The organism is Caulobacter sp. GW821-FHT10A06 (genome assembly GCF_059415805.1).
In genome coordinates this window covers 524,850-547,725 of the sequence record NZ_JBWKNY010000002.1, presented here as the reverse complement: position 1 = coordinate 547,725, position 22,876 = coordinate 524,850, and the positions used below count along the sequence as shown (strand labels likewise).

Below are 22,876 nucleotides of genomic sequence, written 5' to 3'. Positions count from 1 at the left end.
GAAAATCGATGTTTCTGAAATCTCATGAACACCCCCGATCTGGAAATCGGAGGACGATAGGCCGACGAACCCGCCCTATACTGAGTCAATATACATGCATGAGAAGTCAGATTTACTCATATCGCGAGAGCGAATGAGCAATATTCAATGCAGTTATGATCAGCGTCGGAAATATATGCTCAGGAACTATGAGCGCGGCTGATCCTGATCGCTTGCGCGTCGTCCGCCACCACCGCGCCCAAGGTCGCGGCGACCGCGGCTGCGAAACTTTCGGGCTCGTTGGTCTGGAACAGGCCGACGAACCGCTCGCGCGCCAGGACCGGATCCTCGATCACGATCTGGCGGCTGTTGTAGCGGTTGAACAGCTTGGCGGCCTGCTCGAGGCTCTCGCCGTCCAGGGCGATCTCGCCATTGCGCCAGGCCAGGCTGCGCTCGATCTCGGACGGCGTTTCCGCCACGACGGGCGAGCCCGTACTAGCCAGGATCACCCGGCTGCCCGCCGAGACCCGTCGCCGGGAACTCTCGTCGCCCTCGACCCAGGTCTCGACCACGCCTTCGGTCACCATGACGTCGACGCCGGCCCCGGCCTCATCGCTGCGTCGCACGGAGAAGGCTGTGCCGACCGCGCGGATCCGCGCTTGTCCGGCCGCCACCACGAACGGGCGCTTTGGATCCTTGGCGACCTGGAACCAGGCCTCGCCCTGCTTGAGCACGATCCGGCGCGACTTGGCCTTCATGGCCACGTCGAGAGAGGTCTTGGTGTTGATCGCCACCAGCGAGCCGTCGGCCAGCGGCACGCGGCGGATCTCGCCCAAGGCCGTGTCCAGCCGCCGAGGCCGCAGGCTCCAGAAACCGACGCCGCCCGCCAGGGCCGCCGCCACGCTGCCGCCTAGCCCGGCCAACAGCGCCCGACGGTTCGGACGCTCGGCCACGATGGTCTCGACGGGCGGCGTGACGCTGGCCAGCGCCCTGCCCCGGTCCAGGAAGCTGATGGCGGCCTGGGCGCGCAGGAAAGCGCCGGCGCGGCGCGCATCGCCCCTCAGCCAGGCCTGCAGTTCGGGATCATGCTCGACATCCAGCCCGTGCGCATCGACGCGGGCGGCCCAGTCGGCCGCCTCGTCGTCAATCTCGCTTGCGGACGGAATGGAGCTCATGGGCCTTGCCGACTGCCGGTTGATCTTGCGTTGAAGCTTCCGATAAGGCCCGCAGGATTAAACGCAAGCCCCGCGCCGATTGTGTCTCCACGACATTCTCGGTCACCCCCAGCCGCGCGGCGATCTCCTTCTGCGACAGGCCGTGGATCCGGCGAAGCGTGAAGATCTGCCGACACCGTTCGGGAAGCTCCTCGATAAGTTGCTGCACCCGCCCCAGCTCGCGACGGCCGGCGACCACCCGTTCGGGAGAAGGCTCATCATCTACGACGTTCAGCGCGTCGATTTCCGTGACGCAGTCGATGCGAACAATGCGAGCGCGGCGGATTTTCTCGATCGCGATGTTGCGCGACGTCCGGAAGAAGTAGGCGCGACCGCTGGCGATATGGGCGACGCTGTCCAGCGCGGCCAGGCGGCAATAGGTCTCCTGGATGATGTCGTCGATGTCGGCGGGCGCGCTGCCGGACCGGCGCAGCCACGCGCGCACGTCCGCCTCATGCGGCAGAATCTGGCCGCCGACAAAGGCGACGATTTCGGCGCGGCTCTGTTTCAACGGGGCCTCAAAGGCGACAAACCCAGGTTCGTCGAGCTTTGGTCGCGTCGCCGACCTCGGCAATCCTCAGACAGACCCTCCGACCGCTATCGGCCCTTCGGCGCCCCGCTTCGGGGCATATTCGACGCCTCGGCGCCTGGCGGCTTGGCTCACCCGGATCGCCGGGTGCGCCGCGAGGCGCTTGTTGCGACTAGCTGACCGACAGGCCCGGCCGGCGGCGGTCGACCGTGAATCGCGCCACGGTCGACAATGCGCCGCCGGGCGTCGTCACCCTGTCGACCACCTTGACGTCGGTGCGCCAGACGTCGCGGCCGATGTCGAAGACCTGATAACCGCGACGGGCGTCGAACAGCTTGCAGTGCGGGTTGTCGGCCGGCACGCCTTTCCACTCGTCCGACAACGTGACGCCGTCACCGCCCGAACTGATCGAGCTCGAGACGAACTCCGTCGCCACGGCAGGGCTGTCCCACGCACCCTCGCGCGATGGCAGGACCCCGGCGTGATGCTGGTGCACGTCGCCGGTGGCGATCACGACATTGGTCAACTTGCGGGCCTGGATCGCGGCGACCAGACGCTCGCGGCTGGCGGCGTAACCGCTCCAACTGTCGAGATTGGTGCGACCGGCGCCGCGCGTGCCGGGATAGAGGAACGGCATCACCATCACCTGCTGGGCCAGCAGGTTCCAGCGCTGGTCCCCGCTCAGCCCCTGCTCCAGCCAGGCCGCCTGGGCCTCGCCCAGGATGGTCGGGCGCGGGGTCGAGTCCAGCGGCAGGCAACGCTCCAGCGCCTTGACCCCACAGATCTGGCCGCTGCGGAACTGGCGCGTGTCCAGCACCTGGACCCGCAGCAGGTCACCCCAGTCGATCCGGCGGTGCATGCGCACCGCGCCAGCGACCGGGAACGACGAACGGCGCACCGGCATGTTCTCGTACCAGGCCTGCATGGCGGCGGCCCGGCGTAGGCGGAAGACCTCGCGCGGGGTGGCGTCCTGGTCGTCGTCGCCGGCCCAGTTGTTGTCGACCTCATGGTCGTCGTACGAGGACAGGAAGGCCGCCGCCGCGTGGGCGGCCTGCAGGTCCGGGTCGGTCTTGTACTGGGCGTAGCGGCGGCGGTAGTCGTCCAGCGAGTAGATCTCGCCGCCGGCGTGCTCGCGGAAGCAGACCCGGCCCTTGTCGGCCGCGTCCTTGCTGACCGGACAACCCTTCCCGCCCGCGCCCTCGTAGATGTAGTCGCCGTAGTGGAAGATGGCGTCAAGATCCGGTTCCTGGCTCAGGTGCTTGTAGGCCGTGAACAGCCCCGCCTCGTAGTGCTGGCAGCCCGCCACGCCGAGCCTCAGGCGATCGGCGCGGGCGCCGACGGCGGGCGTGGTGCGCACCGTGCCGACACGGCTGGTCTCGCCAGCGGCGGAAAAGCGGTACCAGTAGCGCGCGCCCGGCTTCAGTCCCTCGACCTCGACATGGACCGAGTGACCCAGCTCCGGGCGGGCCGGCGCCTTACCCGTGGCGACGATGCGCGTGAAGCCCTCGTCCTCGGCCACTTCCCAGCCCACCGGCACGATGCGCGACGGCATGCCGCCGCCCAGCTCCAGCGGCTTGGTCGCCAGTCGCGTCCAGATCACGAAGCCATCGGGCGCGGGATCACCCGAGGCCACGCCGAGCGTGAACGGATAGGCGCCCAGGCCCTGCGACCAGACAGGACCGGAGGCCGAGCCGGCCAGCAGCGCCAGGCCGCCGACCTGAATCAGGTGTCTGCGGGCGATAGTCATGCCGGCGCTCACGGACGGTAGATCACGTTGAGGAAGAAGGACTGGCCCTTCTTCATTTCGGCCCGGCGTTCCTTCAGGTTCGCGTCATAGCCCAGGTAGAGATCTTCGTTGAGGATGTTCTTGGCCTGCAGCTTGACGATCCAGTCGCCAGCGATGCGGTAGCGCACCGTGGCGTCCATCTGGCCGCGCGCCTCGGGACCGCGGTTCAGCCACGGGCTGGCGCCGATGCCGTCGTAATAGGCGTCGCCCCAGTTGTAGCCGACCCGGGCCTCGCCATCGTGCGGCAGCTTGTAGAAGATCGCCGCGTTGGCCATCCAGTTTCGCTGGTACAGCAGACGGTCGATGTGCAGCACCTTGCCGTCGACGATGTAGTCCATGTCGCCCCAGGTGCGCGTGGCGTTCAGCGCGACCCCGACCTTGTCCTTCAGCGGCCCGGGCAGGCCCGGTAGGGCGTTGTTGATGTACTGGACCTCGATGCCGCGCAGCGTCGACTTGTTGGCGTTCATCGGGGTGCTGATCGTGTAGCGGAAGCCGTCGATCAGCTGCTCTTCCTTCAGCGCGTAGATGTCGTCCTTCACCGACTTGGCGAAGGCGCCGATGCTGGCCAGACCCTTGGCGCCGTTGAAATAGGCCTCCAGCGTCAGGTCGAAATTGTCGGCCCGGCGCGGTTTCAGGTCGGGATTGCCGCGCGAGATCGTGAAGCTGACGTCATTGCGCGTCTCGGCCTGGGCGATGTCCTCAGGCGCGGGCCGGCCCAGGGTGCGGCTGTAGCCGGCCTTCAGGCGCACGTTGTCGCTGAAGTCGTGGACCATGTTGAACGATGGCAAGAGGTGCGTGTAGTCGCCCTTGTAACGCGTCGTGCCCGGCTTGAAGACGCCGCCCACCGACACCGGCACGTCAGCCGAATAGTCGGCCGCGTCCAGGCGCAGGCCGCCGATGAAGCGGGTGTGCGACAGGGCGTACAGCGCCGAGACATAGCCGTACGAAATCGTCTCGTCGTAGCGATAGTCCGATGCCAGCGAGGCGCTGGCCGACGAGGCGGCGTTGGTCGCCAGGGTCGGCAGGATGTCCTGACGGAACTTGGCGTAGTTGACCCACACCACCGGATAGTTCCACAGCCACGGCCGATAGCCGGTCGGCGAATAATCGTAGCCGACCAGGGTCGACTTGCCTGGCGTATAGACCGTCTGGTCCAGGTTGCGGCTGACCTCGAACCGGCGCGTCCCGACGCCGGCCTTGTAGCCGAAGCCCAGGGTGTCGGAGTCGAAGTTGCGCGAGAAGTCGAGCTTGACCTCGGTGGCCGTGCCCTTGGCCTTGGTCAGAGTGTCGCCGGCGGTGAGCAGCGAATATTTGGCCGGATCGGTCAGGCCGTCCGTGCCGTCCAGCGTGAACTTCACCGACGGCTCGGACATGTCGTAGTTGATCGACAGGTTCGTCGGCTTGGACTGGTAGGCGTTGGCCCATTCCAGGTCGTAGAAGGTGCTGGTGTTGTAGCCGGCCCGCAGCTCGATATTGGTCCGCTCGTCGATGTCGTAGCGGGTCTTGAACAGTGCGCCCCGCGCCTCGTTCTCGAAGCGATCGTAGTTGAAGGCCGTGCGCACGTCGGGGACCTTCAGCGTGCCGGTGTGCTGGGTCTGGTTAGTCAGACCGGCGAAGGCCCGCAGGGTGAACACGTTGTTCGTCTGGTCTTCGGTCTGCTTGTAGTCGTAGACCATCAGCGAGCTGTACCAGCGGTCCGTCGGCTTGAACTCGAACGTCGCCGAGCCGCCGAAGGTCTTGATGAAGCTGGTGAACTCGTAGTCGACCATCGCCTGGGGCGCAGGATCGAAGCCGTTCCAGTTGGGCTGGTCGGGCGTCGTGGCCGCGCCCGTCGCCGTGTAGTAGGTGCGGGCGTTGGGGTTGCGTTTGACGTCGTCGTACGAGCGCTGCTGATAGGTGCCGCTGAGCACCAGGCCGAACGTCTCGTCCGGACCCAGGCGGTGGCTCCACAGCGCCTTGATCCCGCCGCTCCACGGCGAGTCCTTGTAGCCGCCCAGGCTGTTGCCGCCGGGCACGTCGTTGTTGGTGACGTAGTTGACGAAGGTGTCGACGTAGAACTTGTCCTTGCCCCGGCCATAGGCGCTGTAGGGCACGATGTTGATCACGCCGCCGATCGCGCCGGCGTCCTGGTCTGCGGTGAAGGTCTTGTAGATCTCGGTGGTGCGGGCCGCCTGGCTGGGGATCAGGGCCAGGTCCACCCGGCGCTGACCCGCGCCCTGGTTGGCGACCGAGATCATGCCGATGCCATCGACCGAGACGTAGTTCAGGTCGGGCGTGATGCCGCGTACGGCGACGTATTGGCTTTCCTGCTCGCCATACAACACCTGCATGGTGCTGACGGCAGGAACACGGCTGAGCGCCTCGGCTAGCGACTGGTCGGCCAGGTCGCCGGTGTCGTCCTGCGTCAGGGCGTCGACGACGGTCAGCGCATTGCGGCGGGTGGCGATGGCTTCCTGGTTCTGGAGCGCGGTGCCGGTGACGACGAGGGCTTCGACGGCGCTGGCCTCTTCACCCTGCCCGACCTGAAATCGGGCCCCACCGGCGTCCAGCGTCACGACCACGCCATCTTGCGAGGCGACCCGCAGGCCGGTGCCCGCCAGCAGCTTGTCCAGCGCCGTGCGCGGCTCCATCGCGCCCGACACGGCCTGGGTCTGGACGCCCTGGGTCAGTGGCGCGGGGGCCAGGACCTGAAAGCCGGCCTGACGCGCGAACTGCGGCAGGCTGCTGGAGGCCGGTTGAGCCGGAATGTCGAAGCGACGAACTTCGGCCTTCGCACTTAATGGAACCACGATCGCGGTCGACGCAACCAAGGATAGAATAAAGCTGTTACCGCGATGACCAAGCACTGTCGCACCCCTTTTGTCGACTTGTGCGCGATAGATGCTTGGCGACGGCGAATTCCTTCAGGAACAGGCCTGGTTTTATTGTGAATTTTCGATGACGATCGAGCTGCCATCTTCCCGCATCGTGCCGCCAGTCATGCGCGAGGCCGCCAGGGCGAACTTCTCCGGCTGGTCGATCAGGAAGTAGCCCACGACCGTCCGCTCACCGATCGCCGGATCCGCCAGCACGATCTTGCGCTCGTTGTAGCGGTTGAACTCGGCGACGGCCGAGGCGACCGTGTCACCATCGAAGACGATCTCGCCGCGCCGCCAGGCCAGGATGTCGTCGGGCCGGGCGGCCTTGGCCGAGATGACCCGCTTGGCGCTGTCGGCGACGAAGGCCGACTGCCCGGCCGAGATCGCGACCAGCGCCTCGCCCTGCCCGTCCCGCCAGGCCACGACCCGTCCCTCCGTGACCACGACCTGAGCCCCGTCGGCCAAGCGTCGTACCGAGAAGGCCGTGCCGGTCGCCCGCACATGCACTGGCCCGGCGTCGACGATGAACGGATGGACGTGATCCTTGGCGACCTGGAACCAGGCCTCGCCCTGGCGTAGAGCCAGACGCCGCTCGGCGCCGCCCAGCTTCACGCGCAGCCGGCTGTCGGTGTTGATCATGGCCACCGAGCCGTCCTGCAGGGCCACACGTCGCTGCTCACCGACCTCGGTCTTGAAATCGCTGACCGGCGCGCCCCACAGCACCGCGGCCGCCGCGAGCCCCGCCGCGGCGGACAGGCCCACGCCCCAGGCCCAGCGCGAACGCACCTGAGCGGCCTTGTGCGCGTCACGCCGGGGCGGCGGCAGCATCTTGCTGACCACCTGGCCGTGATCCATCAGCCGCAGCCCCGCCTGCGCCCGCAACAGAGCGCCGCGATGGCGGCGATCCTCGGCCATCCAGGCGTCCAGCTCGGCGCGCTGGGCGGCATCCAGCTCGCCCGCGTCAAGACGCACGGCCCACGCGGCCGCCTTGGCGTCGATTCCCTCAGACACGGGCGCTCTCCCGTGAACGGCGAGGCAAAGCCTCGGCCGACACCCCGCCCGCATCCTCGGCCAGGGCCTTGAGGATCACGCGCAGGCCGCGGATCGTATTGTTCTCCACCACCGACTCTGAGACCCCCAGTCGCTGCGCCGTCTCCTTCTGCGAGAACCCGTGGATCCGGCGCAGCTCGATCACCTGGCGGCAAATCGGCGGCAACGTGGCGATCAGACCCAGCACGCGCTCCAGTTCGCGGCGCGCGCCGGTCACCTGTTCAGGCGAAGGTTCGTCGTCGGCCAACCGCAGGGCGTCGATGTCGGTGACGCTCTCGATCCGCACCACCCGTTCGCGCCGCAACCGCTGCAGCATGATCGACCGCGCCGTCGCCAGGAAGTAGGCCCTGCCGCTGCGAATGTGGGCGACCGAATCCAGCTCGCTGATCTGGCAGTAGGCTTCCTGGATGATGTCGTCGACCTCGGCCGAGCGACGTGTGACCCGGGTCAACCAGGCGCGCACGAAGCCTTCGTGCTGAAGGATATTGAGAGCGACCCAGTCGACGGTCGCGTCACGACTGAGCTGCACAGAACCCCCGCCTCTTGCCGAAGGGGCCCGAAGACCACGACTGCGCGACGGTTTTATTACAGAGGCTGCAGCGCCCCCGCACCGCCCAGGGCCGTTCGCGGACGCCCCAGGGCCAAGACGACAAGGCCCACAGCGCCGACCAGGATGGATGGCAAGACGAAGACGACACGGAAAGCCGTGCTCGCATTCGCGTTCAGCGCCGCCCCGTCTCCGCCGACCATCGACAGGAGCGACAGCGCAAACCAAGCGCCCGCGCCCATGGCCAACCTCATGGCGATGTTGCAGACCGAATGACAGCTGGCGCCGCAACGCAGGCCCGCCGCGGCGCTGTCGTGCGCGATCTCGGCGACCATCGCGCGCAACACCAGAAAATCCAGGCCGGCGGACAGGCCGCGCAATGTCAGGAAACCGATCGCCGCCGGCAGCATGCCGACGGGCAGGATCAGGACCAGCGGCGCGGTGATCAGCTGCCAGCCATAGTTCAGCGCCAGCAATGCACGGGGGTCGAAGCGCACGCCAAACTTGCTCCAGACCGGCGTCGTCACCAGCATCACCGCCGTCTGCAGCAGTAGCAGCGTGCTTCCCCAGCCCCGCAAGCCCAGCCCACCCTCCACGAAGAACAGGAACACCGCGCCGCTGGCCGCCGGTGCGAAGCCCGCCAGGGCATGCATCAGCAGCACCCGCCGCATCCTGGGCAAGCGCATCAGTTCGACGAACAACGTCAGCGGATTGGCCAGTTTTTCGCCGTCGCCGCGCGCGAGATCGGGCTCGGGTATGAGGCGCAGCACGATCACGACGATCAGAGGACAAAGGACCAGCAGCGCAACGCCCAGCGCCGCCACCTGCCCCTCCAGCCCCGTGCCGAAACCCCGCTCCAGCGCGGACGGCAACAGCAGGATCGCGATGGTCCCGGCCGCGGCGAACCAGAGCTTGCCGGCGGTGATCCGCAGCCGCTCGTCGGCGTCCCGCGCCAGCTCCAGGCCCCAGCCGCCATGGGGCGTCACCAGCATGACGTAGCCCAGGTGGAGCACGAGGCAGGCGGCAACCAGGGTGGCCAAGTTCGTCCACGGCCAGTCAAAGAACACGCCCGCCGCGCCCAGCATGATCAGCGGCGCGCCGGCCGCCATCCAGGGCCGCCGCAGGCCCCATCGTGTCGGGAACCGATCGCTGGCCCAGGCGATCACCGGCTCGGCCAGGCCGTCGAACAGCCGGATGGCCATCAGAAGCGCGCCCACCGCTCCCAGCGACAGGCCGAACTTGGTGGCGAAGAGACTGGGCAGATAGGTTCGCCACGGGATCTCGATCGCCTGCATGATCAGTATGGGCGACGAAAAGACGACCAGCCCGAACAGGCTCAACCGCTCCGATGATTTGACGCGCACGGTCGCCCCCTTGTCGGCGCATTGTCCAATGCGCCGATGACGACCATGTGACCCGGCCTAGCGGCGGGCGAACCGGCTCAGCAGAGGGCCGAAGTCGCCATGGGGCGGATCGGGATCATGCGCCCTGCCGCCGCACAGATAGGCGCGAACGCGCCCGCCCATCAGGGCCGAGGCGACCACGTTGTCGATCGACGCCATCGATACGTGCGGCCCCAGAAGATCCTGCATGAAGCGTCCGGCCGAACCGCCGCGCATGTAGTGCAGCTGGGCGGCGAAGGCCTGGAGGTCCGGATCGCGCGCCGCCGCCACCAGCAGTTCCTCCATGCCCAGCAGGTCCGCGCGTTGCGGAACGCCGAAGGCCGACCGGTCCGGAGACGTGAACGGCGCCGGCGTGTCCAGGCTGCCCGGCGGCACGACGCGGCGGTAGACGGCGTCGAATGCTGCTTTCAGCAGGTCAGCGCTGGTCCTGAACTTGTAGGAGACGACACCCAGGGTCAGCCCGGCCTCGGCGGCCACGGCGCGATGGGTCAGGCCAGTTACGCCCCGCTTGGCGACCGTCACCGCGGCCGCAGCAGCGATGGCGCTGGCAGTGTCGTCTTCGGGCGGCGACGGCATGATCAGGGCGGCGGCGTCAAGCTTGGCGCGATCGAACCAGGCGCTTGCCCCCGCTGGCCGGCCGGCCGCCCAGCACGCCCAGCCCTCGGACAGCTCAGTCAGCGCGGCCCGGTCGACCGGCCTACGCCATCGCAGCAGATGCAGGCCGCACAGACCATCGAACACCCAGGCCGTCGTGGTCCCCAGGTCAGAAAGTCCCAGGCGGTCGCAGACCTCCTGCCAGAAGCCCAGCCACAAGGCGTCCCACTTGGCGCAGGCGGCAATGTGGCGCTCGTCGCGCAGAGCCATCAGCTGCCCCTCGCGTCGAGCGAAGGCCAGGATCCGCCGCGTCTCGCACCAGTCGTCCACCAGAGCGGCCAGCAGCGGCCCCAGCGCCACCGCGCCCCGAATCTCAGTCCCGACCGCGTCCAGCTGGGCGGCGCACCAGCGCTCGGCCTCGGCCCGGGCTTCCGCCTGGGCGGTTTCCAACAAACGCTCTAAATCGCCAAAGTGATAGTAGATGGCCGACATCGGCAGCCCCGCCGATCCGGCCAGGGAACGGCCCGAAACCCCGCCAGAACCCTCCAGCTCCCACGCCGAAAGCGTCGCTGACACGAATTTTTGCGCAGACAAGTGCGCTTTTTCGCTCTGTTCGGATCGCCCAGCCGGCATGCAGCACTCCCTTACCAGGGCCGATATTCGACGATCCAGCAGCTCAAGACAAGCGTCACACAGGTTACATACAAACGATCTAAATGGCCGGTCGACCAAGTCAGGGGACCACCATGCAACAACCCACTTCGACACTGCGGGCGGCAATGCTCGCGAGCGCCGCGCTCGGCCTGTTCCTCCCGATGGCGGCGCACGCCGAAGCGGCCGACGCGCCGGCAGCGGCGGCGGACGCGCAGCTGAGCGAGATCATCGTCACGGCCGAAAAGCGTGAGACAAACGTTCAGAAGACGCCGATCGCCATTTCGGTGATGGACGCCCAGGCGCTGACCAACCGTCACGTCGAGAGCCTGCTGGACCTGAAGGACGGCGCCGTGCCCTCGCTGCGTGTCACCCCGACCTTCACCCGCAACTCGGCGCTCAGCATCGGCGTGCGCGGCATCACCGGCGGCGACCCGAACCAGCCCAGCCGCGACGCCGGCATCGGCATGTACATCGACGGCGTCTATCTGGGCCGCGCCCAGGGCCTGGGCATGGCGCTGATGGACATCGAGCGCGTCGAAGTGCTCAAAGGCCCGCAAGGCACGCTGTTCGGCCGCAACTCGGTGGGCGGCGCGGTCAGCATCGTCTCGCGCAAGCCGACCGGCGACTTCGACCTGCGCCAGGTGATCGGCGTGCGCAATCTGGGCGGCTACTCGACCGAGACGCACCTGAACCTGCCAGCCGTCAACAATGTCAGCGTCAAGTTCGACGGCCTGATCGCCAAGCGCGACGGCACGGTGAAAAACCCCTTCCAGGGCGCGGACGACTTCAACCAGTTCGACCGTCGCGGGGCGCACATTGGCGCGCTGTGGGAGCCGAACGCCAACTTCAGCGCCCAGCTCGACGCCGACTACAGCTACGACGCCTCGACCTCGTACTACGTCCAGCTGGTCAGCAAGAACCCCGCCTCGGCCGCGCTGGCGCCGCTGGTCAAGCTCCAGTCGGGGCGCGCTGACACCGCCGACATCGGCCTGCCGGAACAGCCCAGCGTCGGCGAGACCTACGGCTATGGCCTGCACATGAGCTGGCGCCCGAACGAGGATCTCGAGATCCGCTCGATCACCGCCTGGCGTCACCTGCGCCAGAACCAGTACGACAACGGCATCGGCGCGCACGCCGGCCCGTTCGTGCCGAACGCCAACTTCGGCCGCTACAGCCTGGCCTCGATGCGCCAGCACCAGTTCAGCCAGGAACTGCAGTTCGTCGGCGACGCCGCTCGCCTGCAGTACGTCGGCGGGCTGTACTACTACCACGAGGCCGGCGACGACGACGCCTGGACCCCGAGCACGATGAAGTGGAATGCCGACGGCACCGTCGCCACGCCGATCCCGACCTTCGCGGCCGGCGCGGCCACCGTCTTCCCCGACCGCGCCAGCACCGCCACGGCCGACAGCTACGCCGCCTTCGGCCAGGCGACCTGGACCCCGCCGATCCTCGACGACAAGCTGCGCCTGACGGCCGGCGGCCGCTACACCCACGACGAGAAGAGCGGCCAGCTCTACAAGGTCAACGGCGCCAACACGGCCTACAATTTCGACTTCTCCAAGAGCCATTTCGACCCGCAGGTCATCCTGACCTTCGATCCCAGCAGCGACGTCGAGGTCTATGGCAAGTGGGGCACGGCCTACCGCGCCGGCGGCGCCAATTCGCGCTCGCTGACCTATCGCTCGTACGGCCCTGAAAACGTCTCGACCTTCGAAGGCGGTCTGAAGACCACCTTCTGGGACAAGCGCGCCCGTCTGAACCTGGCGGCCTATTCGACCCGCTACACCGACATCCAGATCGACTTCCTGGCCCCGCAAGCGGCCACGAACCGCACCACGGTCGAGACCACCAACGCCATGGGTCGCGGCACGATCAAGGGCTTCGAGATCGACGGCTCGCTGGCGCCGCTGCCGGGCCTGACTCTCTCGGCCAGCTACGCCTATACCGAGGCCAAGCTGCCGGCCGCGCCCAACCCGTTCAACAAGGGCATCCCGACGATCGTCTACGTCACCAACACGCCGAAGAACGCCGGCAGCGTCTCGATCGACTACAGCCTGCCGGTCGGCGGCGGCGCGGCGATGCTGAAGGCGCACCTCGACGCCAATATCGCCGACGGCTACCGCTCGATGGCCGGCGAGGCGACGCTGACCGACAGCTCGTTCCTGGTGAACGGCCGCCTGGCGCTGGCGGGCCTGGACCTGTCGCGCGACGGCAAGCTGGAGCTGGCCCTGTGGGCGCGCAACCTGCTCAACGAGCAGCACCTGTTCGTGAGGAGCCACGCCGCCTGGGCTGTCATTGGCGACTACGGCGTCTTCAACGACCCGCGCACCTTCGGCCTCGACGCCACGCTGCGCTTCTAAGATCCAGAGAGGACAAGATGCGTAAACTCATCCTCGCCAGCGCGTTCGGCGCGCTCGCCCTCCTGGCGCCGGTCGCCGGGACGCTCCACGCCCAGACGCCGACCGCTGCCCAGGTCGCGCACAACCGTGTGCTGCCCCTGCAAGGCGGACAGAACTTCCGGGATCTCGGCGGCTATCCCACCCGCGACGGGCGCACCGTCAAATGGGGCGTGCTCTATCGCTCGGGCGCGATGAACGGCCTGACGGACGCCGACTTCCTGTACCTGGCCAAGCTGGGCATCCGCACGGTCTGCGACTTCCGCAGCACCGAGGAGCGCCAAGCCGCGCCGGTCCGCTGGCCCGCCGGACAGACGCCTCGCGTCCTGGCCGACGACTACCGGATGGACACCATGGGCTTTGACTTCAAGGCCGCCAGCAGCTGGACCGGCGAGCAGGCCCGCGCGGTCATGACCGCGCAGTATCCGCATACGCTGGAGCGCTTCAACAGCCAGTACCGCCGGATGTTCGAGCAACTGCTGGCCGGCGACACGCCCCTGGCGTTCAACTGCTCGGCTGGCAAGGACCGCACCGGCGTCGCCGCGGCCCTGATCCTGACCGCGCTCGATGTGCCGCGCGAGACGGTGATCGAGGACTACCTGCTCAGCAACCGCTACTTCGACCCAAAGAAGGGTCTCGCCCAGGACGACGCCGCGTCCCAGGCCTGGCGACGGCTGCCGCCGGAGGTGCTTCAAGCGTTCATGGGCGTCGACCGCAGCTATATCGAAGCGACCTTCAAGGTCATCGACGGCCACGCCGGCGGGGTCGAGGGCTACCTCCGCGACGAACTGGGCCTGGACCGCGCCAAGCTGGCGACGCTGCGTCGCCTCTACACGACCAAGTGACGACCAGAGCGGGCGCGGAACTGACGTTCCCGCCCGCTCCCCGCCGCCTCGAGCGCCTTCAGGAAGGTCAGGACCGCAGGTCGCAGCCTCATGAACCAGGAGGTCGCACCCCGTCGACAGCGAGACCAGAGGGAGCGCCCCGCGACGCGGACGCCCGCCGCAAACCGCGAACCAGATCGAGCGCGCCGAGACCGACGATGACCGCCAGATGCAGCCCCAGCGTCATGACCGCCAACGCCGCCAGCAGCACGGCGACGGCGGAATGCGCGCCTAGCAGCAGCAGCATCAGGTTTCCGAACACCAGATCCTTGTTGGTGATCAACGGAAGGCGCGACACTAACGAGCGAAGGGCCAGGAGAACGACCCACAGGCTGAGCTCGACGCCTGGCAACGCCATGGCGCAAACCAGGATCGTGAGCACGGACCAGGCGGCGAGGCGCAGACCGCAGACCAAGGCGACATAGACCAGCTCGCTCTTGCGCAGCGAAAACACCCGGCGTCCAAAGATGAGAACGCCGATCGAGATCGCCACCGGAATGAGCCCTGACCACAGGGCCGGCCCTAGCCGCTGGCCGAAATCCAGGTCGCGCAACTGCGTGGCGGTGATGCCTGCCAGGACCAGGGTCAGCAGATTGCCCAGCAGCGCCGAGATAATGTTGACGTCCTTGATGGCGGCAAAGGGCGCGGGCACAGCCGCCGCCGCCCGCCGCGCCCAGACATAGAGAAACGCCTCGCCGCTATAGCCGAGGACGACCTCGTTTATGACGTTCTTGCGCAGCAGCGCCTCGACGCCGGCCAGGGGCAGATTCCAGAGCCGCCGGAAGATGGCGTAGTCGAAAACCGGCTGAACCAGGTAGAGCAGCACCAGGGTCGGCCAGACCAGGGGCGGCAGCTGGCCGATCGTCTTCAGGACCTCGTACGTCGCGTCGCCCATTTGCAAGACGACGGCGCCGACCAGACCCAACGACACGGCGACGCCCAGCAGGTTCCACCAGACGGAGGCCCTGCCCTTCACGGCGTCAGGTTGCGGCACGTCGGTCACGCTTCCGCGCCGACAGCCAGAAGCGGATGCGAGGCCGAGTGCGAGGCTACAGGTAAGGCCCGCGCCGCGACCGCCTGATAGTGCTCGAACAGGTCCGCGAAGTGGTCGGTATCGTGACGCACGCTGGCTGCCGCCTCGATCGCCGCGGCCTTTAGCGCGCTCTGATCGCGCGCGAACAGGCGACGGATGGCGCCCGCCGCCGCCTCGACGTCGCCAGAGCGATAGATCTCCGAGCTCGAGGGTTTGGCGAGATCGGCGAAGCCTCCACGATCCGGCCCCACCAGAGGTAGGCCGCTGGCCATGGCCTCTACCGGCAGCAGGCCGAAGGTCTCGGAATCGCAGCCGTGCACCAGGACGTCGGCGCTGGCCAGGTGGGCGGCCAGCAGGGGCCGGTCGCGGATCGGCGGGATCAGGTGAACGTTGGGCTTGCCGGCGGCGGCGCGCAGGACGCGGGCGCGGTCGATGCCGTCGCCGACCACGACCAGGCCAATCGGCACGTCGGCGCTGGCCCGGCTCACCGCCTCGATCACCATCGGCCAGCGCTTTTCGGGATGGAAGCGCCCCACGGCCAGGGCCAGCTTGGCGTCGTCGGGACAACCACAAGCCTTGAGCAGTTCGGATCGCAGGCGCTCTTCGCGCAGCGCGGGCGAGAACGAGCTCCGGTCGACGCCCAGCGGAATACCCGCCACCGAGGCCACGCCGTGCTGCTCGAATCGTTTGGCCAGCCAGAGCCCACCGGCGACGACGGAGGAGAAGCGTCCGGTCAGTCCGCGGAGATAGCTCCAGAACCACTCGAACAGCTGGTCGATCCGTTCGGGACTGGCGACCGGGGCTAGCCATCGCTGCGGATAGATCGCCACCGGGTCGGCATGCATGAACATGGCCCGCGGGACGGGCGCCTGCCAGCTCGCGACGATCCAGGCCCCACGCCAGGGCGAGGAAGCCTCGACCAGGTCCGGCGCCAGCGAATCAAGCCAGCGATGCACGGGCGTCGCGTCCCAAAACATGTGGTAATTCGCGTCGAACGGCAGGCTCGGGCAGCGAACCTGGATCAGCGCGCCCGAGCCGCGCGGCTCGACCCTGTCCTCCGGCCCTGGCGCGATGACGAACAGGTCGTGGCCCAGCTGGGCGGCGGCCTCGAACTTGCGGTCGATATAGGTCCGCACGCCCCCGCCAGTGGGCGAATAGAACTCGGCGACGTCGACGATCCGCATCCGGCGTGTTTCCCCCAGGAACCCCGACGCCATCGCTAAATCAGTACCGTGACGGTGATGCGTAGGTCGCCTTCATAAAACCGACGGCGACACCTGCTGTAACAGCCCTACATGCGGCTTTGGGAGTGCGTCGTGGTCGGGGGACTAAGGCGCACGGGGGAACAACTGCCATGGACTTCAGGATCTCGGCCCATGCCGATGGCGCGCGTCCGTTGCGGATCGCCCTGTTCTCGGGGAACTACAACTACACCCTGGACGGGGCCAACAAGTCGTTGAACCGACTGGTCCGCCACCTGGAGGGCACGGTCGGCGCCCAGGTGCGGGTCTATTCGCCAACCGGGCCGAACCCCGCCTTCGAACCGGCGGGCGAGCTGGTGTCGGCGCCGTCGGTGAGGATCCCCTTCCGGAACGACTACCGCCTGGCGCTGGGCCTGCCCGGCTTCCTGCGCCGCGACGTCGAGGCCTTCAAGCCAGACCTCATCCACCTATCGGCGCCCGACCTTCTGGGCTCGGCGGCGCTGCGGCTCGGCCGCAAGCTGAAGACCCCCGTGGTCGCCAGCCTGCACACGCTGTTCGACACCTATCTCGACTATTACGGCCTGGGCTGCCTTCAGTCTCTGGTGCGCCGCCAGCTCTGGAAGTTCTACGGCGCCTGCGACTACGTCATGGCCCCGACCGAGGCCATCGGCGACGAGCTGCGGGCCCAGAACCTGGCCGCCCGCGTGCGGACCTGGGCGCGCGGCGTCGACCCCGACCTGTTCCACCCCGGACGGCGCTGCGAGACCTGGCGGGCCAGCCAAGGCTTCGCGCCCGACCGTCCCGTCATCGTATTCCTGGGCCGGATCGTCATGGAAAAGGGCCTAGCCGCCTTCACCGAGACCGTCGGACGGCTCGAGGCGGCGGGCCACGCGCCGCAAGTGCTGGTGATCGGCGACGGCCCGGCTCGCGCCTGGTTCCAGGAACGACTATCGAACGCCGTGTTTGCGGGCTTCCTGTCCGGCGAGGCCCTGGCCACGGCCCTGGCCAGCGGCGACATCTTCCTCAATCCCAGCACCACCGAGACCTTCGGCAACGTCAATCTTGAGGCCATGGCCAGCGGTCTGGCCATGGTCTGCGCCGACGCGCCCAACACCCGCGCCCTGCTGCGGCATGGCTACAACGCCAGGCTCTGCGCCGACCAGCCGCACGCCTATGCCGACGCTTTGTCCGAGCTCATCCTTCAGCCCGACACACGCCGAGATCTGAGCGCCAAGGCGCTGGAGCGCAGCGCCGCCTATCGCTGGACAACGATCCTGGACGAGGTCGTGGAGGTCTATGCCGAGGCCTTGAGCGCGCGGGCGACCGCACCGTCGCCTCGGGTCCTGGAACACCGGCGCGGCGTCCCGCAGGTCGCCGGCGCGCCGGCGCTCTGAGATTCCGCGTATCCCCATGTTTCCGACGATCCTCGACCGATACCTGCTGAAGCGCACCCTGACGCCGATGGGCGCGGTGCTGATCAGCACGATGGTGGCGTTCCTGATGGAGCGCCTCATGCGCTCATTCCAGCTACTGTCCCAGACGACGGAAGGCTTCCGGTTCCTGACCGAACTGCTGGTCAACCTGGTCCCGCACTATGTGGGCCTGACCCTGCCGGGGGGCTTCTTCATCGGCCTGTTCGTGGTCGTGAACGGCCTCAACAAGAGCTCCGAGATCGACGCCATCCTGGCCGCCGGCATCTCGCTGGGCCGTTTCGCCACCCCGTTCGTCGGCCTTGGCCTGGTACTGATGATGTTCAGCGTGCTGCTGTTCGGCTTCATCCAGCCCTACAGCCGATACGCCTACCACGCCGTGCTGCACGCCGCGGAGAAGGCCGGATGGAACGGCGACGTGCGCCCCAAGGCCCTGCTCTCCACGGGTCCCGTCTTCCTGACCGCCGACTATGCCGACGCCAGCGGACGTCGTCTGGAACGCATCTTCATCCGTACGGTCGAGGCCGACGGGCGCGAGGACGTCGTGACGGCGGTCTCGGCCATCGTCCACAAGGCGCCCGGCGATCCCACCGTCACACTGGAACTGCACGACGGCCGGCAGATCAGCACCACACGCGACGCCCGCGTCTATGTCGCCAACTTCTCGCGCGTGTCCTTCGATCTGCCGCTATCGCTGTCGCAGAAGTTGTTTCGCGTGCGTGGCGACGAGGTCAGCGAACTGACGCTGATCGAGCTGGCGCAACGGGGCTTCGGCAAGGCCCAGCCCGCCCTGCCCCGACAGACCCTTCTGGCCGAGTTCTACAGCCGCTCGTCGCGCGCGCTGATCCTGCCCCTGTTGCCGCTGCTGGCCGTGCCCTTCGGTCTCAGCGCCAAGCGGGCCGGATCCAGCTCGGCGATGGCGGCCGGCGGCGTCCTGCTGTTCCTGTTCGAGACCTCGATGATCCTGGGCCACGCCATGGCGTCTAGCACAGGTCTTCCAGCGGCCCTGACGATCGGCCTGCCGGCCGCCGTCTTCGCGATCGCCTGCGTCGCCATCTGGGTCGCCAGCCGCAAGCGCCCCGGCGAAAACCCCGTCAGCTGGGTCAGCGAACACATCGCCGAGCTCTTCGCCGCCATCGCCCAAGCTCTGCGGCCACGCCGGCGCGTCGCCTAGTCACGGAACGCCTGCGTCTACTCCGCGACCAGATGCTGCAACACCCGCTTTTCCAGCACCAGCAGCGCGCTGACGGCGTTGGTGCGCATGACCAGGCCTTCGGCCAGCGGCGTCGCCGCGGCGCGCACGGCCCCCGCTAGCCGCAGGAATTCCGGCCGCCCCTGCCCGCTGACGCCGTGCAAGGCGCACAGTTGACGCCAGTCGAACACGAAGCTCTCCAGCAGCAGGCTGAACCGCGCGGCGCGCGCCTTGGCCTCAGCGGTGTCGGCGGCGACCGTCAGCTCCGCGCGTAGGTCGTCGACCAGCCACTGCACCTCGGCGGCGGGCATGACCGGAGAGCGCTGATCGTTCTCGGTCAGTAGCCGGTGGTCGCCGCCCACCTCCCAGCCGACCGTCCGCCACTGCTCGCGAGGCGGTGTCGGGCCGCTGGCGAACCGCCAGAACGACGCCGTGCCGGTGGTGTCGGCGACAAGATGGATGCGGGCTCGGCTGGCCTTGTTCTCGACGTGATGGCGACGCCAGTTGTCGAAGATCCAGGCCTCGCCGGCGGCCATGTGCACGACGTCGCCGTCACAGCGGAAGCGCACTTCCGGCTGGGTAAAGACCGGAATGTGCAGCCGCACCCGCGTGTGCCAGTGATAGTTGATGTCGGCATGCTCAGGCACGCCCGCGCCAGGCGCCAGGCGCATCAGCCGCGAACGACTCCACACCACGCCGAAGCCCGCCAGGACCTGTCGCAGATAAGGCATGGCCTCGAGCCACGGCGTCGGCAGCATCTGGCCGTGGACGGCGTCGGTCTCGGCCCCGCCGGCGCTGATCAGGCGCGCCGCGCTGTTGCCCGGAAGTTGGTCCGGATGGGCGACCCAGGCTTCGTCCGGCAAGGCCGAGACCTCGGCCTGCAGGCGAGACACGTCGAATAGCACGGGCAATTGAAAGAAGGGGCGCGACAGACGCATCGGTCAGGTCCTGTAGCCAGTGACAGCGTCGCCCAGCATGTTCCGCAGATCCTCCAGCCAGGGCGCATATCGCATCCACTGGGTCAGGCCCTCGCGGCCCAGGGGCTGGCGCACCTGTTCGGAGCTGGGCGTGCGCACACTGCGCCGGGTCTGGTGGAAAGTCAGGCAGGCCGGCTCGAACGACAGGCCGGCATGGGCCAGCATGCACCGCACGCCGCCGTCCAAATCCTCGACCAAGTCTTCGTACTGCACCCGTAGCACCCTGCCCGGCAGCACCGCTTCCCAGTGGCGCATAAGGTCGAGATAAGCGCGGTAGTAGCGAGCAACGTCACCCGCGCCATAGGTGAATTCCTGATTGGTCGTGCCGAACAGCTGCTTGAGATTGGAAAAGCCGCAGGCCATCGGCTCGCGTCGCACGTCAATGATCGTGGCGCGCGGCAGGATCAGATGGATCAGCCCGATGTGCCAGAAATTGTTGGGCATCTTGTCGATAAAGAATGGCCGCCCTAGGCGGCGATGGACCTGCGTCTCGGCCAGGAAACGCTGGCCCAGCGCCCTCGCCTGCCCGGCCGTGAGGGCCAACAGCGCCTTGGGTTCCACGGGCAGGCCGCAATCTGGATCATGGCCGCACAGCTCGCCGACGTAGCGGCCGATCTCGGTCAGCTCCTGCGTCCCTTCGACCTGCGAATGGGAGGCCAGGATCTGCTCAATCAGGGTCGAGCCCGAGCGTGGCAGGCCCAGCACGAAGATCGGCGCTGGATCATCCACGCCCCAGCCGGCGCGCTCGGCGAAGACCTCGGCGGTGAACGCCGACTTCAACCGAGACACGCAGGCCTCGGCGATCTCGGGACGCCAGCGGCCCAGATCCCGCCGCACCGCATTGCCTCGGGCGTAGGATCGCCATGAGGCGTCGTACTCGCCCCGGTCCTCCAGCGCCTTGCCCAGGGCGAAGCCCAGATAGACGCGGTCCATGTCCTGCAAATCGTTGCGAGCCTCCAGGGCGCGCATCCGCGTGACCTCGTCGTCGGTGAACCGATAGGTCTTGAGATTGGCCAGGCTGAACCAGGCCACACCGTTGTCCGGTCGCGCCGCCAGCGAGGCGCTATAGTCGGCGATCGCCTCGGCCTGCCGGCCCGTGACCTTCAGGGCGTTGGCGCGCCACAGCCGCAGATCGGCGACCTCCGGCCCGGTCGGCGACAAACCGTCCAGCAGCCGCGCATAGAGGTCGATCACCGGCTCGTGGTCGCCCAGGGCGACACAGGCCGCGCCGTACTGCTTGAGGTAGTCGCGGTTGTCCGGATCTTGTTCGAGCAGGCGCTCGGCCTCCCGCCGGGCCGCCAGCGGTTTCTGCCCTTGCAGCAGCACCATGGCGTAGTCGAAGCGGGCGGGATAATAGTCCGGGGCGCGTTCGACCACAGCCGCCAGCACCGCCTCGGCCTCCTCCAGATCACCGCGCTCCAGCCGAATCCGCGCGAGCAGACGCAAGGCGCCGACATTGAGCGGGTCCTGGTCCAGATAGTCGCGTAGCACGTCCTCAGCCGGCTCCAGGTCACCGTCGGCCAGCAGGCTGTTGGCCGCCACGATCGCCGGCGGCAACTGCTGCAGGATCGCCAGTTGCCGCGCCGCCGCGGCCGCCTGACCGGAATCGCCGGCCATCCGATAGAGCTGCTCCAGCATGTCCCAGCTGGCGGGCAGGGTCGGATTCAGGCGCACGGCCTCGTGCAGGGCCGCGATGGCTGCCGGCCCGTCGCGCAACAGGATCTGGCAGTGGCCGCGCTCTTGGTGCAGCCGGCTGAACCGGGGATGCAGCGCCTCCAGCCGCGCCAGCGTGGTCAGGGCGTCCGGCAGACGCTGGCGGGCGCGCAGGTCCTGGGCTTCCCGCAGCAAGGCGTCGCGCTCGCTCATCGCGCCGCGCTCGCCAACAGGAATGGCGCCAGCCAGTCCGGGTCCGGCTGGTCGGCGTCGTAGTATTCGAAGATCAAGTGGATGCGATCGGTGTCGCCGTCATTGCGCACCCAGTGCGGACCCAGGTTGTTGACCTCCACCGCCTCGCCAGCCGGGAAGCAGTGCTCGGCCCCGCCAAAGAAGGACACCACGCCGGGATTGGTCGTCAGCGGCACGTGGATCTTGTGCGGCCACTTGGCCGCCGGATTGGCGTCGACATGCGGATGGATCACCCCGCCCGCCGGCATCCTGGCCAGCATCACCCGGGGAAAGATCCCGCACGCATAGCCGTAGCTGCCGACAGCCTGCGCCAGCACCGGCTCCAGCAGTCCGCGCCACTGCGCCCAGGCCGGACGGTCGTGCGAGGCGCGCCAGTCGCGCGGGCCGTCGATGAAGCGGAAGACGATGTGACGCGTGGCGTCCAGTGCTTCGAACTTGTTGGGCTTGCCGGCGTTCTCGGCTTCCCAGACCACCTCGGGGATCGCCAGCACAGCCGCCCGCAACGCGCCGATGTCGACCGATCCCAGTGGGCGCACGGTCGTGGTCTTGCGCGGATTGGCGGCCGGGGTAGCGCTCATCGCGGTCCCTCGAAGGCGTAGCCGAACAGCTCCAGGTCCTGGGCGTAGCGCGCGGCGACGCCGTCAATCAGGGCCTGGTCGTAGTAGTCGCGATAGTCGCCGCGCCGGGTGCCGTTGACGCGGTCCAGCGGGCGCGAGGCAATGCCCAGGCGCGCGCAGATCGCGTCATACGACCCCTGCATATCCTCGACGCGGCCGACCACGTCGGTCAGCAAGTTCTGGCCATCCTCGTCCACCAGCAGCGAGGCCTGCGGCTGGAACAGGATGTGCTGTTCCGGCGGCGCGGCGAACAGGAAGTGACGCATCGCATCCCGCGGCTGCCGCTCGAACACGTCGCCGCCGCGCAGCATGAAGGCGCAGTACGAGACGAAACGATCGAACGGATTACGCACGAAGGCGAACTTGAAATAGCCGCCGAACGCCTCCTCGCCGAGATAGGGCCGCACCTGGCGCAGAGACAGGTGCCCATGCTGGATCGCCGCCAGATCCTCCCAGGGGAAGCGCTTGTTGACGAACAACCCGACCTGCTCGACGTCGTCGTCGCTCAGGTGCTCGCGCAGGGCCTGGCGCACGGCGTGGGTGCCGGTCTTGGGCACGGCGGCGAAGATGAAACGGTGTTTGTGGGAAACGATCATGGGTTCGGAAACACGGGAAAGACGCCC

At 67.9% G+C, this 22,876-nt stretch carries 18 protein-coding genes; 4 read left to right on the top strand and 14 right to left on the bottom strand.

Features of this window, described 5'->3' with window-relative positions; all coding sequences use genetic code 11:
* Positions 1 to 179: 179 nt before the first annotated feature.
* The 8 genes from AC07NF_RS06345 to AC07NF_RS06310 form a co-directional block, all read right to left on the bottom strand.
* On the bottom strand, positions 180 to 1,154 hold the full coding sequence (locus AC07NF_RS06345; protein ID WP_494628060.1) for a FecR family protein: 975 nt from the start codon (positions 1,152 to 1,154) through the stop codon (positions 180 to 182).
* The gene (locus AC07NF_RS06340; RefSeq protein WP_494628061.1) at positions 1,123 to 1,704 is read right to left on the bottom strand and encodes an RNA polymerase sigma factor; all 582 of its coding nucleotides are present in this window, start codon (positions 1,702 to 1,704) and stop codon (positions 1,123 to 1,125) included. Before AC07NF_RS06340 ends, AC07NF_RS06345 begins: the two co-directional genes overlap by 32 nt.
* Before the next feature lie 190 nt (positions 1,705 to 1,894).
* The gene (locus AC07NF_RS06335; RefSeq protein WP_494628063.1) at positions 1,895 to 3,469 is read right to left on the bottom strand and encodes an alkaline phosphatase D family protein; all 1,575 of its coding nucleotides are present in this window, start codon (positions 3,467 to 3,469) and stop codon (positions 1,895 to 1,897) included.
* An 8-nt stretch (positions 3,470 to 3,477) separates the two neighbouring features.
* Positions 3,478 to 6,318, bottom strand: coding sequence for a TonB-dependent receptor (locus AC07NF_RS06330; protein WP_494628065.1), 2,841 nt, complete (start codon positions 6,316 to 6,318; stop codon positions 3,478 to 3,480).
* 111 nt (positions 6,319 to 6,429) lie between these two features.
* Positions 6,430 to 7,377: a FecR family protein gene (locus tag AC07NF_RS06325; RefSeq protein WP_494628067.1), complete on the bottom strand. Its 948-nt coding sequence runs from the start codon at positions 7,375 to 7,377 to the stop codon at positions 6,430 to 6,432.
* Positions 7,370 to 7,945 (bottom strand): RNA polymerase sigma factor, encoded by a 576-nt coding sequence (locus tag AC07NF_RS06320; RefSeq protein WP_492810378.1) that lies wholly within the window; start codon positions 7,943 to 7,945, stop codon positions 7,370 to 7,372. Before AC07NF_RS06320 ends, AC07NF_RS06325 begins: the two co-directional genes overlap by 8 nt.
* Before the next feature lie 56 nt (positions 7,946 to 8,001).
* Positions 8,002 to 9,327, bottom strand: a complete 1,326-nt coding sequence (locus AC07NF_RS06315) for an MFS transporter (RefSeq protein WP_494628069.1) — start codon at positions 9,325 to 9,327, stop codon at positions 8,002 to 8,004.
* Between the two features lie 57 nt (positions 9,328 to 9,384).
* Positions 9,385 to 10,452: a TetR/AcrR family transcriptional regulator gene (locus AC07NF_RS06310; protein WP_494628071.1), complete on the bottom strand. Its 1,068-nt coding sequence runs from the start codon at positions 10,450 to 10,452 to the stop codon at positions 9,385 to 9,387.
* A 254-nt stretch (positions 10,453 to 10,706) separates the two neighbouring features.
* Between AC07NF_RS06310 and AC07NF_RS06305 the strand changes: the two genes are divergently transcribed.
* Both AC07NF_RS06305 and AC07NF_RS06300 read left to right on the top strand, forming a co-directional pair.
* The gene (locus AC07NF_RS06305) at positions 10,707 to 12,977 is read left to right on the top strand and encodes a TonB-dependent receptor (protein ID WP_494628073.1); all 2,271 of its coding nucleotides are present in this window, start codon (positions 10,707 to 10,709) and stop codon (positions 12,975 to 12,977) included.
* A 17-nt stretch (positions 12,978 to 12,994) separates the two neighbouring features.
* Complete coding sequence (locus AC07NF_RS06300) at positions 12,995 to 13,858, top strand: tyrosine-protein phosphatase (protein ID WP_494628075.1); 864 nt, start codon at positions 12,995 to 12,997, stop codon at positions 13,856 to 13,858.
* A gap of 88 nt (positions 13,859 to 13,946) precedes the next feature.
* Here the strand turns inward: AC07NF_RS06300 and AC07NF_RS06295 are convergent, their stop codons facing one another.
* On the bottom strand, positions 13,947 to 14,900 hold the full coding sequence (locus AC07NF_RS06295) for a hypothetical protein (RefSeq protein ID WP_494628077.1): 954 nt from the start codon (positions 14,898 to 14,900) through the stop codon (positions 13,947 to 13,949).
* Positions 14,897 to 16,114 (bottom strand): glycosyltransferase family 4 protein, encoded by a 1,218-nt coding sequence (locus tag AC07NF_RS06290; RefSeq protein WP_494628079.1) that lies wholly within the window; start codon positions 16,112 to 16,114, stop codon positions 14,897 to 14,899. The genes AC07NF_RS06295 and AC07NF_RS06290 overlap by 4 nt, the downstream gene beginning before the upstream one ends.
* Before the next feature lie 170 nt (positions 16,115 to 16,284).
* On the opposite strand from AC07NF_RS06290, the gene AC07NF_RS06285 reads away from it, so the two are divergent.
* Together AC07NF_RS06285 and AC07NF_RS06280 are read left to right on the top strand one after the other, a co-directional pair.
* Complete coding sequence (locus AC07NF_RS06285) at positions 16,285 to 17,526, top strand: glycosyltransferase family 4 protein (protein WP_494628081.1); 1,242 nt, start codon at positions 16,285 to 16,287, stop codon at positions 17,524 to 17,526.
* 16 nt (positions 17,527 to 17,542) lie between these two features.
* Positions 17,543 to 18,736: an LptF/LptG family permease gene (locus AC07NF_RS06280; protein ID WP_494628083.1), complete on the top strand. Its 1,194-nt coding sequence runs from the start codon at positions 17,543 to 17,545 to the stop codon at positions 18,734 to 18,736.
* Between the two features lie 17 nt (positions 18,737 to 18,753).
* On the opposite strand, the gene AC07NF_RS06275 is transcribed toward AC07NF_RS06280, so the two are convergent.
* From AC07NF_RS06275 to AC07NF_RS06260, 4 genes are read right to left on the bottom strand one after another with little or no spacing between them, the layout of a single operon-like run.
* Positions 18,754 to 19,692: an aspartyl/asparaginyl beta-hydroxylase domain-containing protein gene (locus tag AC07NF_RS06275; protein WP_494628085.1), complete on the bottom strand. Its 939-nt coding sequence runs from the start codon at positions 19,690 to 19,692 to the stop codon at positions 18,754 to 18,756.
* 3 nt (positions 19,693 to 19,695) lie between these two features.
* On the bottom strand, positions 19,696 to 21,597 hold the full coding sequence (locus AC07NF_RS06270; protein WP_494628087.1) for a tetratricopeptide repeat-containing sulfotransferase family protein: 1,902 nt from the start codon (positions 21,595 to 21,597) through the stop codon (positions 19,696 to 19,698).
* Entirely contained in the window at positions 21,594 to 22,214 is a 621-nt protein-coding gene (locus AC07NF_RS06265; protein WP_494628089.1) for an aspartyl/asparaginyl beta-hydroxylase domain-containing protein, read from the bottom strand. Before AC07NF_RS06265 ends, AC07NF_RS06270 begins: the two co-directional genes overlap by 4 nt.
* Entirely contained in the window at positions 22,211 to 22,849 is a 639-nt protein-coding gene (locus tag AC07NF_RS06260) for a sulfotransferase family 2 domain-containing protein (protein ID WP_494628091.1), read from the bottom strand. Before AC07NF_RS06260 ends, AC07NF_RS06265 begins: the two co-directional genes overlap by 4 nt.
* Between the last annotated feature and the right edge of the window lie 27 nt (positions 22,850 to 22,876).

Bases quoted from the DNA above. Each gene is read 5' to 3' on its own strand.
- AC07NF_RS06335 (WP_494628063.1), bottom strand. From the start codon at position 3,469: ATGACTATCGCCCGCAGACACCTGATTCAGGTCGGCGGCCTGGCGCTG.
- AC07NF_RS06305 (WP_494628073.1), top strand. From the start codon at position 10,707: ATGCAACAACCCACTTCGACACTGCGGGCGGCAATGCTCGCGAGCGCC.
- AC07NF_RS06265 (WP_494628089.1), bottom strand. From the start codon at position 22,214: ATGAGCGCTACCCCGGCCGCCAATCCGCGCAAGACCACGACCGTGCGC.
- AC07NF_RS06285 (WP_494628081.1), top strand. From the start codon at position 16,285: ATGGACTTCAGGATCTCGGCCCATGCCGATGGCGCGCGTCCGTTGCGG.
- AC07NF_RS06290 (WP_494628079.1), bottom strand. From the start codon at position 16,114: ATGCGGATCGTCGACGTCGCCGAGTTCTATTCGCCCACTGGCGGGGGC.
- AC07NF_RS06310 (WP_494628071.1), bottom strand. From the start codon at position 10,452: ATGTCGGCCATCTACTATCACTTTGGCGATTTAGAGCGTTTGTTGGAA.
- AC07NF_RS06275 (WP_494628085.1), bottom strand. From the start codon at position 19,692: ATGCGTCTGTCGCGCCCCTTCTTTCAATTGCCCGTGCTATTCGACGTG.
- AC07NF_RS06345 (WP_494628060.1), bottom strand. From the start codon at position 1,154: ATGAGCTCCATTCCGTCCGCAAGCGAGATTGACGACGAGGCGGCCGAC.
- AC07NF_RS06280 (WP_494628083.1), top strand. From the start codon at position 17,543: ATGTTTCCGACGATCCTCGACCGATACCTGCTGAAGCGCACCCTGACG.
- AC07NF_RS06300 (WP_494628075.1), top strand. From the start codon at position 12,995: ATGCGTAAACTCATCCTCGCCAGCGCGTTCGGCGCGCTCGCCCTCCTG.
- AC07NF_RS06260 (WP_494628091.1), bottom strand. From the start codon at position 22,849: ATGATCGTTTCCCACAAACACCGTTTCATCTTCGCCGCCGTGCCCAAG.
- AC07NF_RS06270 (WP_494628087.1), bottom strand. From the start codon at position 21,597: ATGAGCGAGCGCGACGCCTTGCTGCGGGAAGCCCAGGACCTGCGCGCC.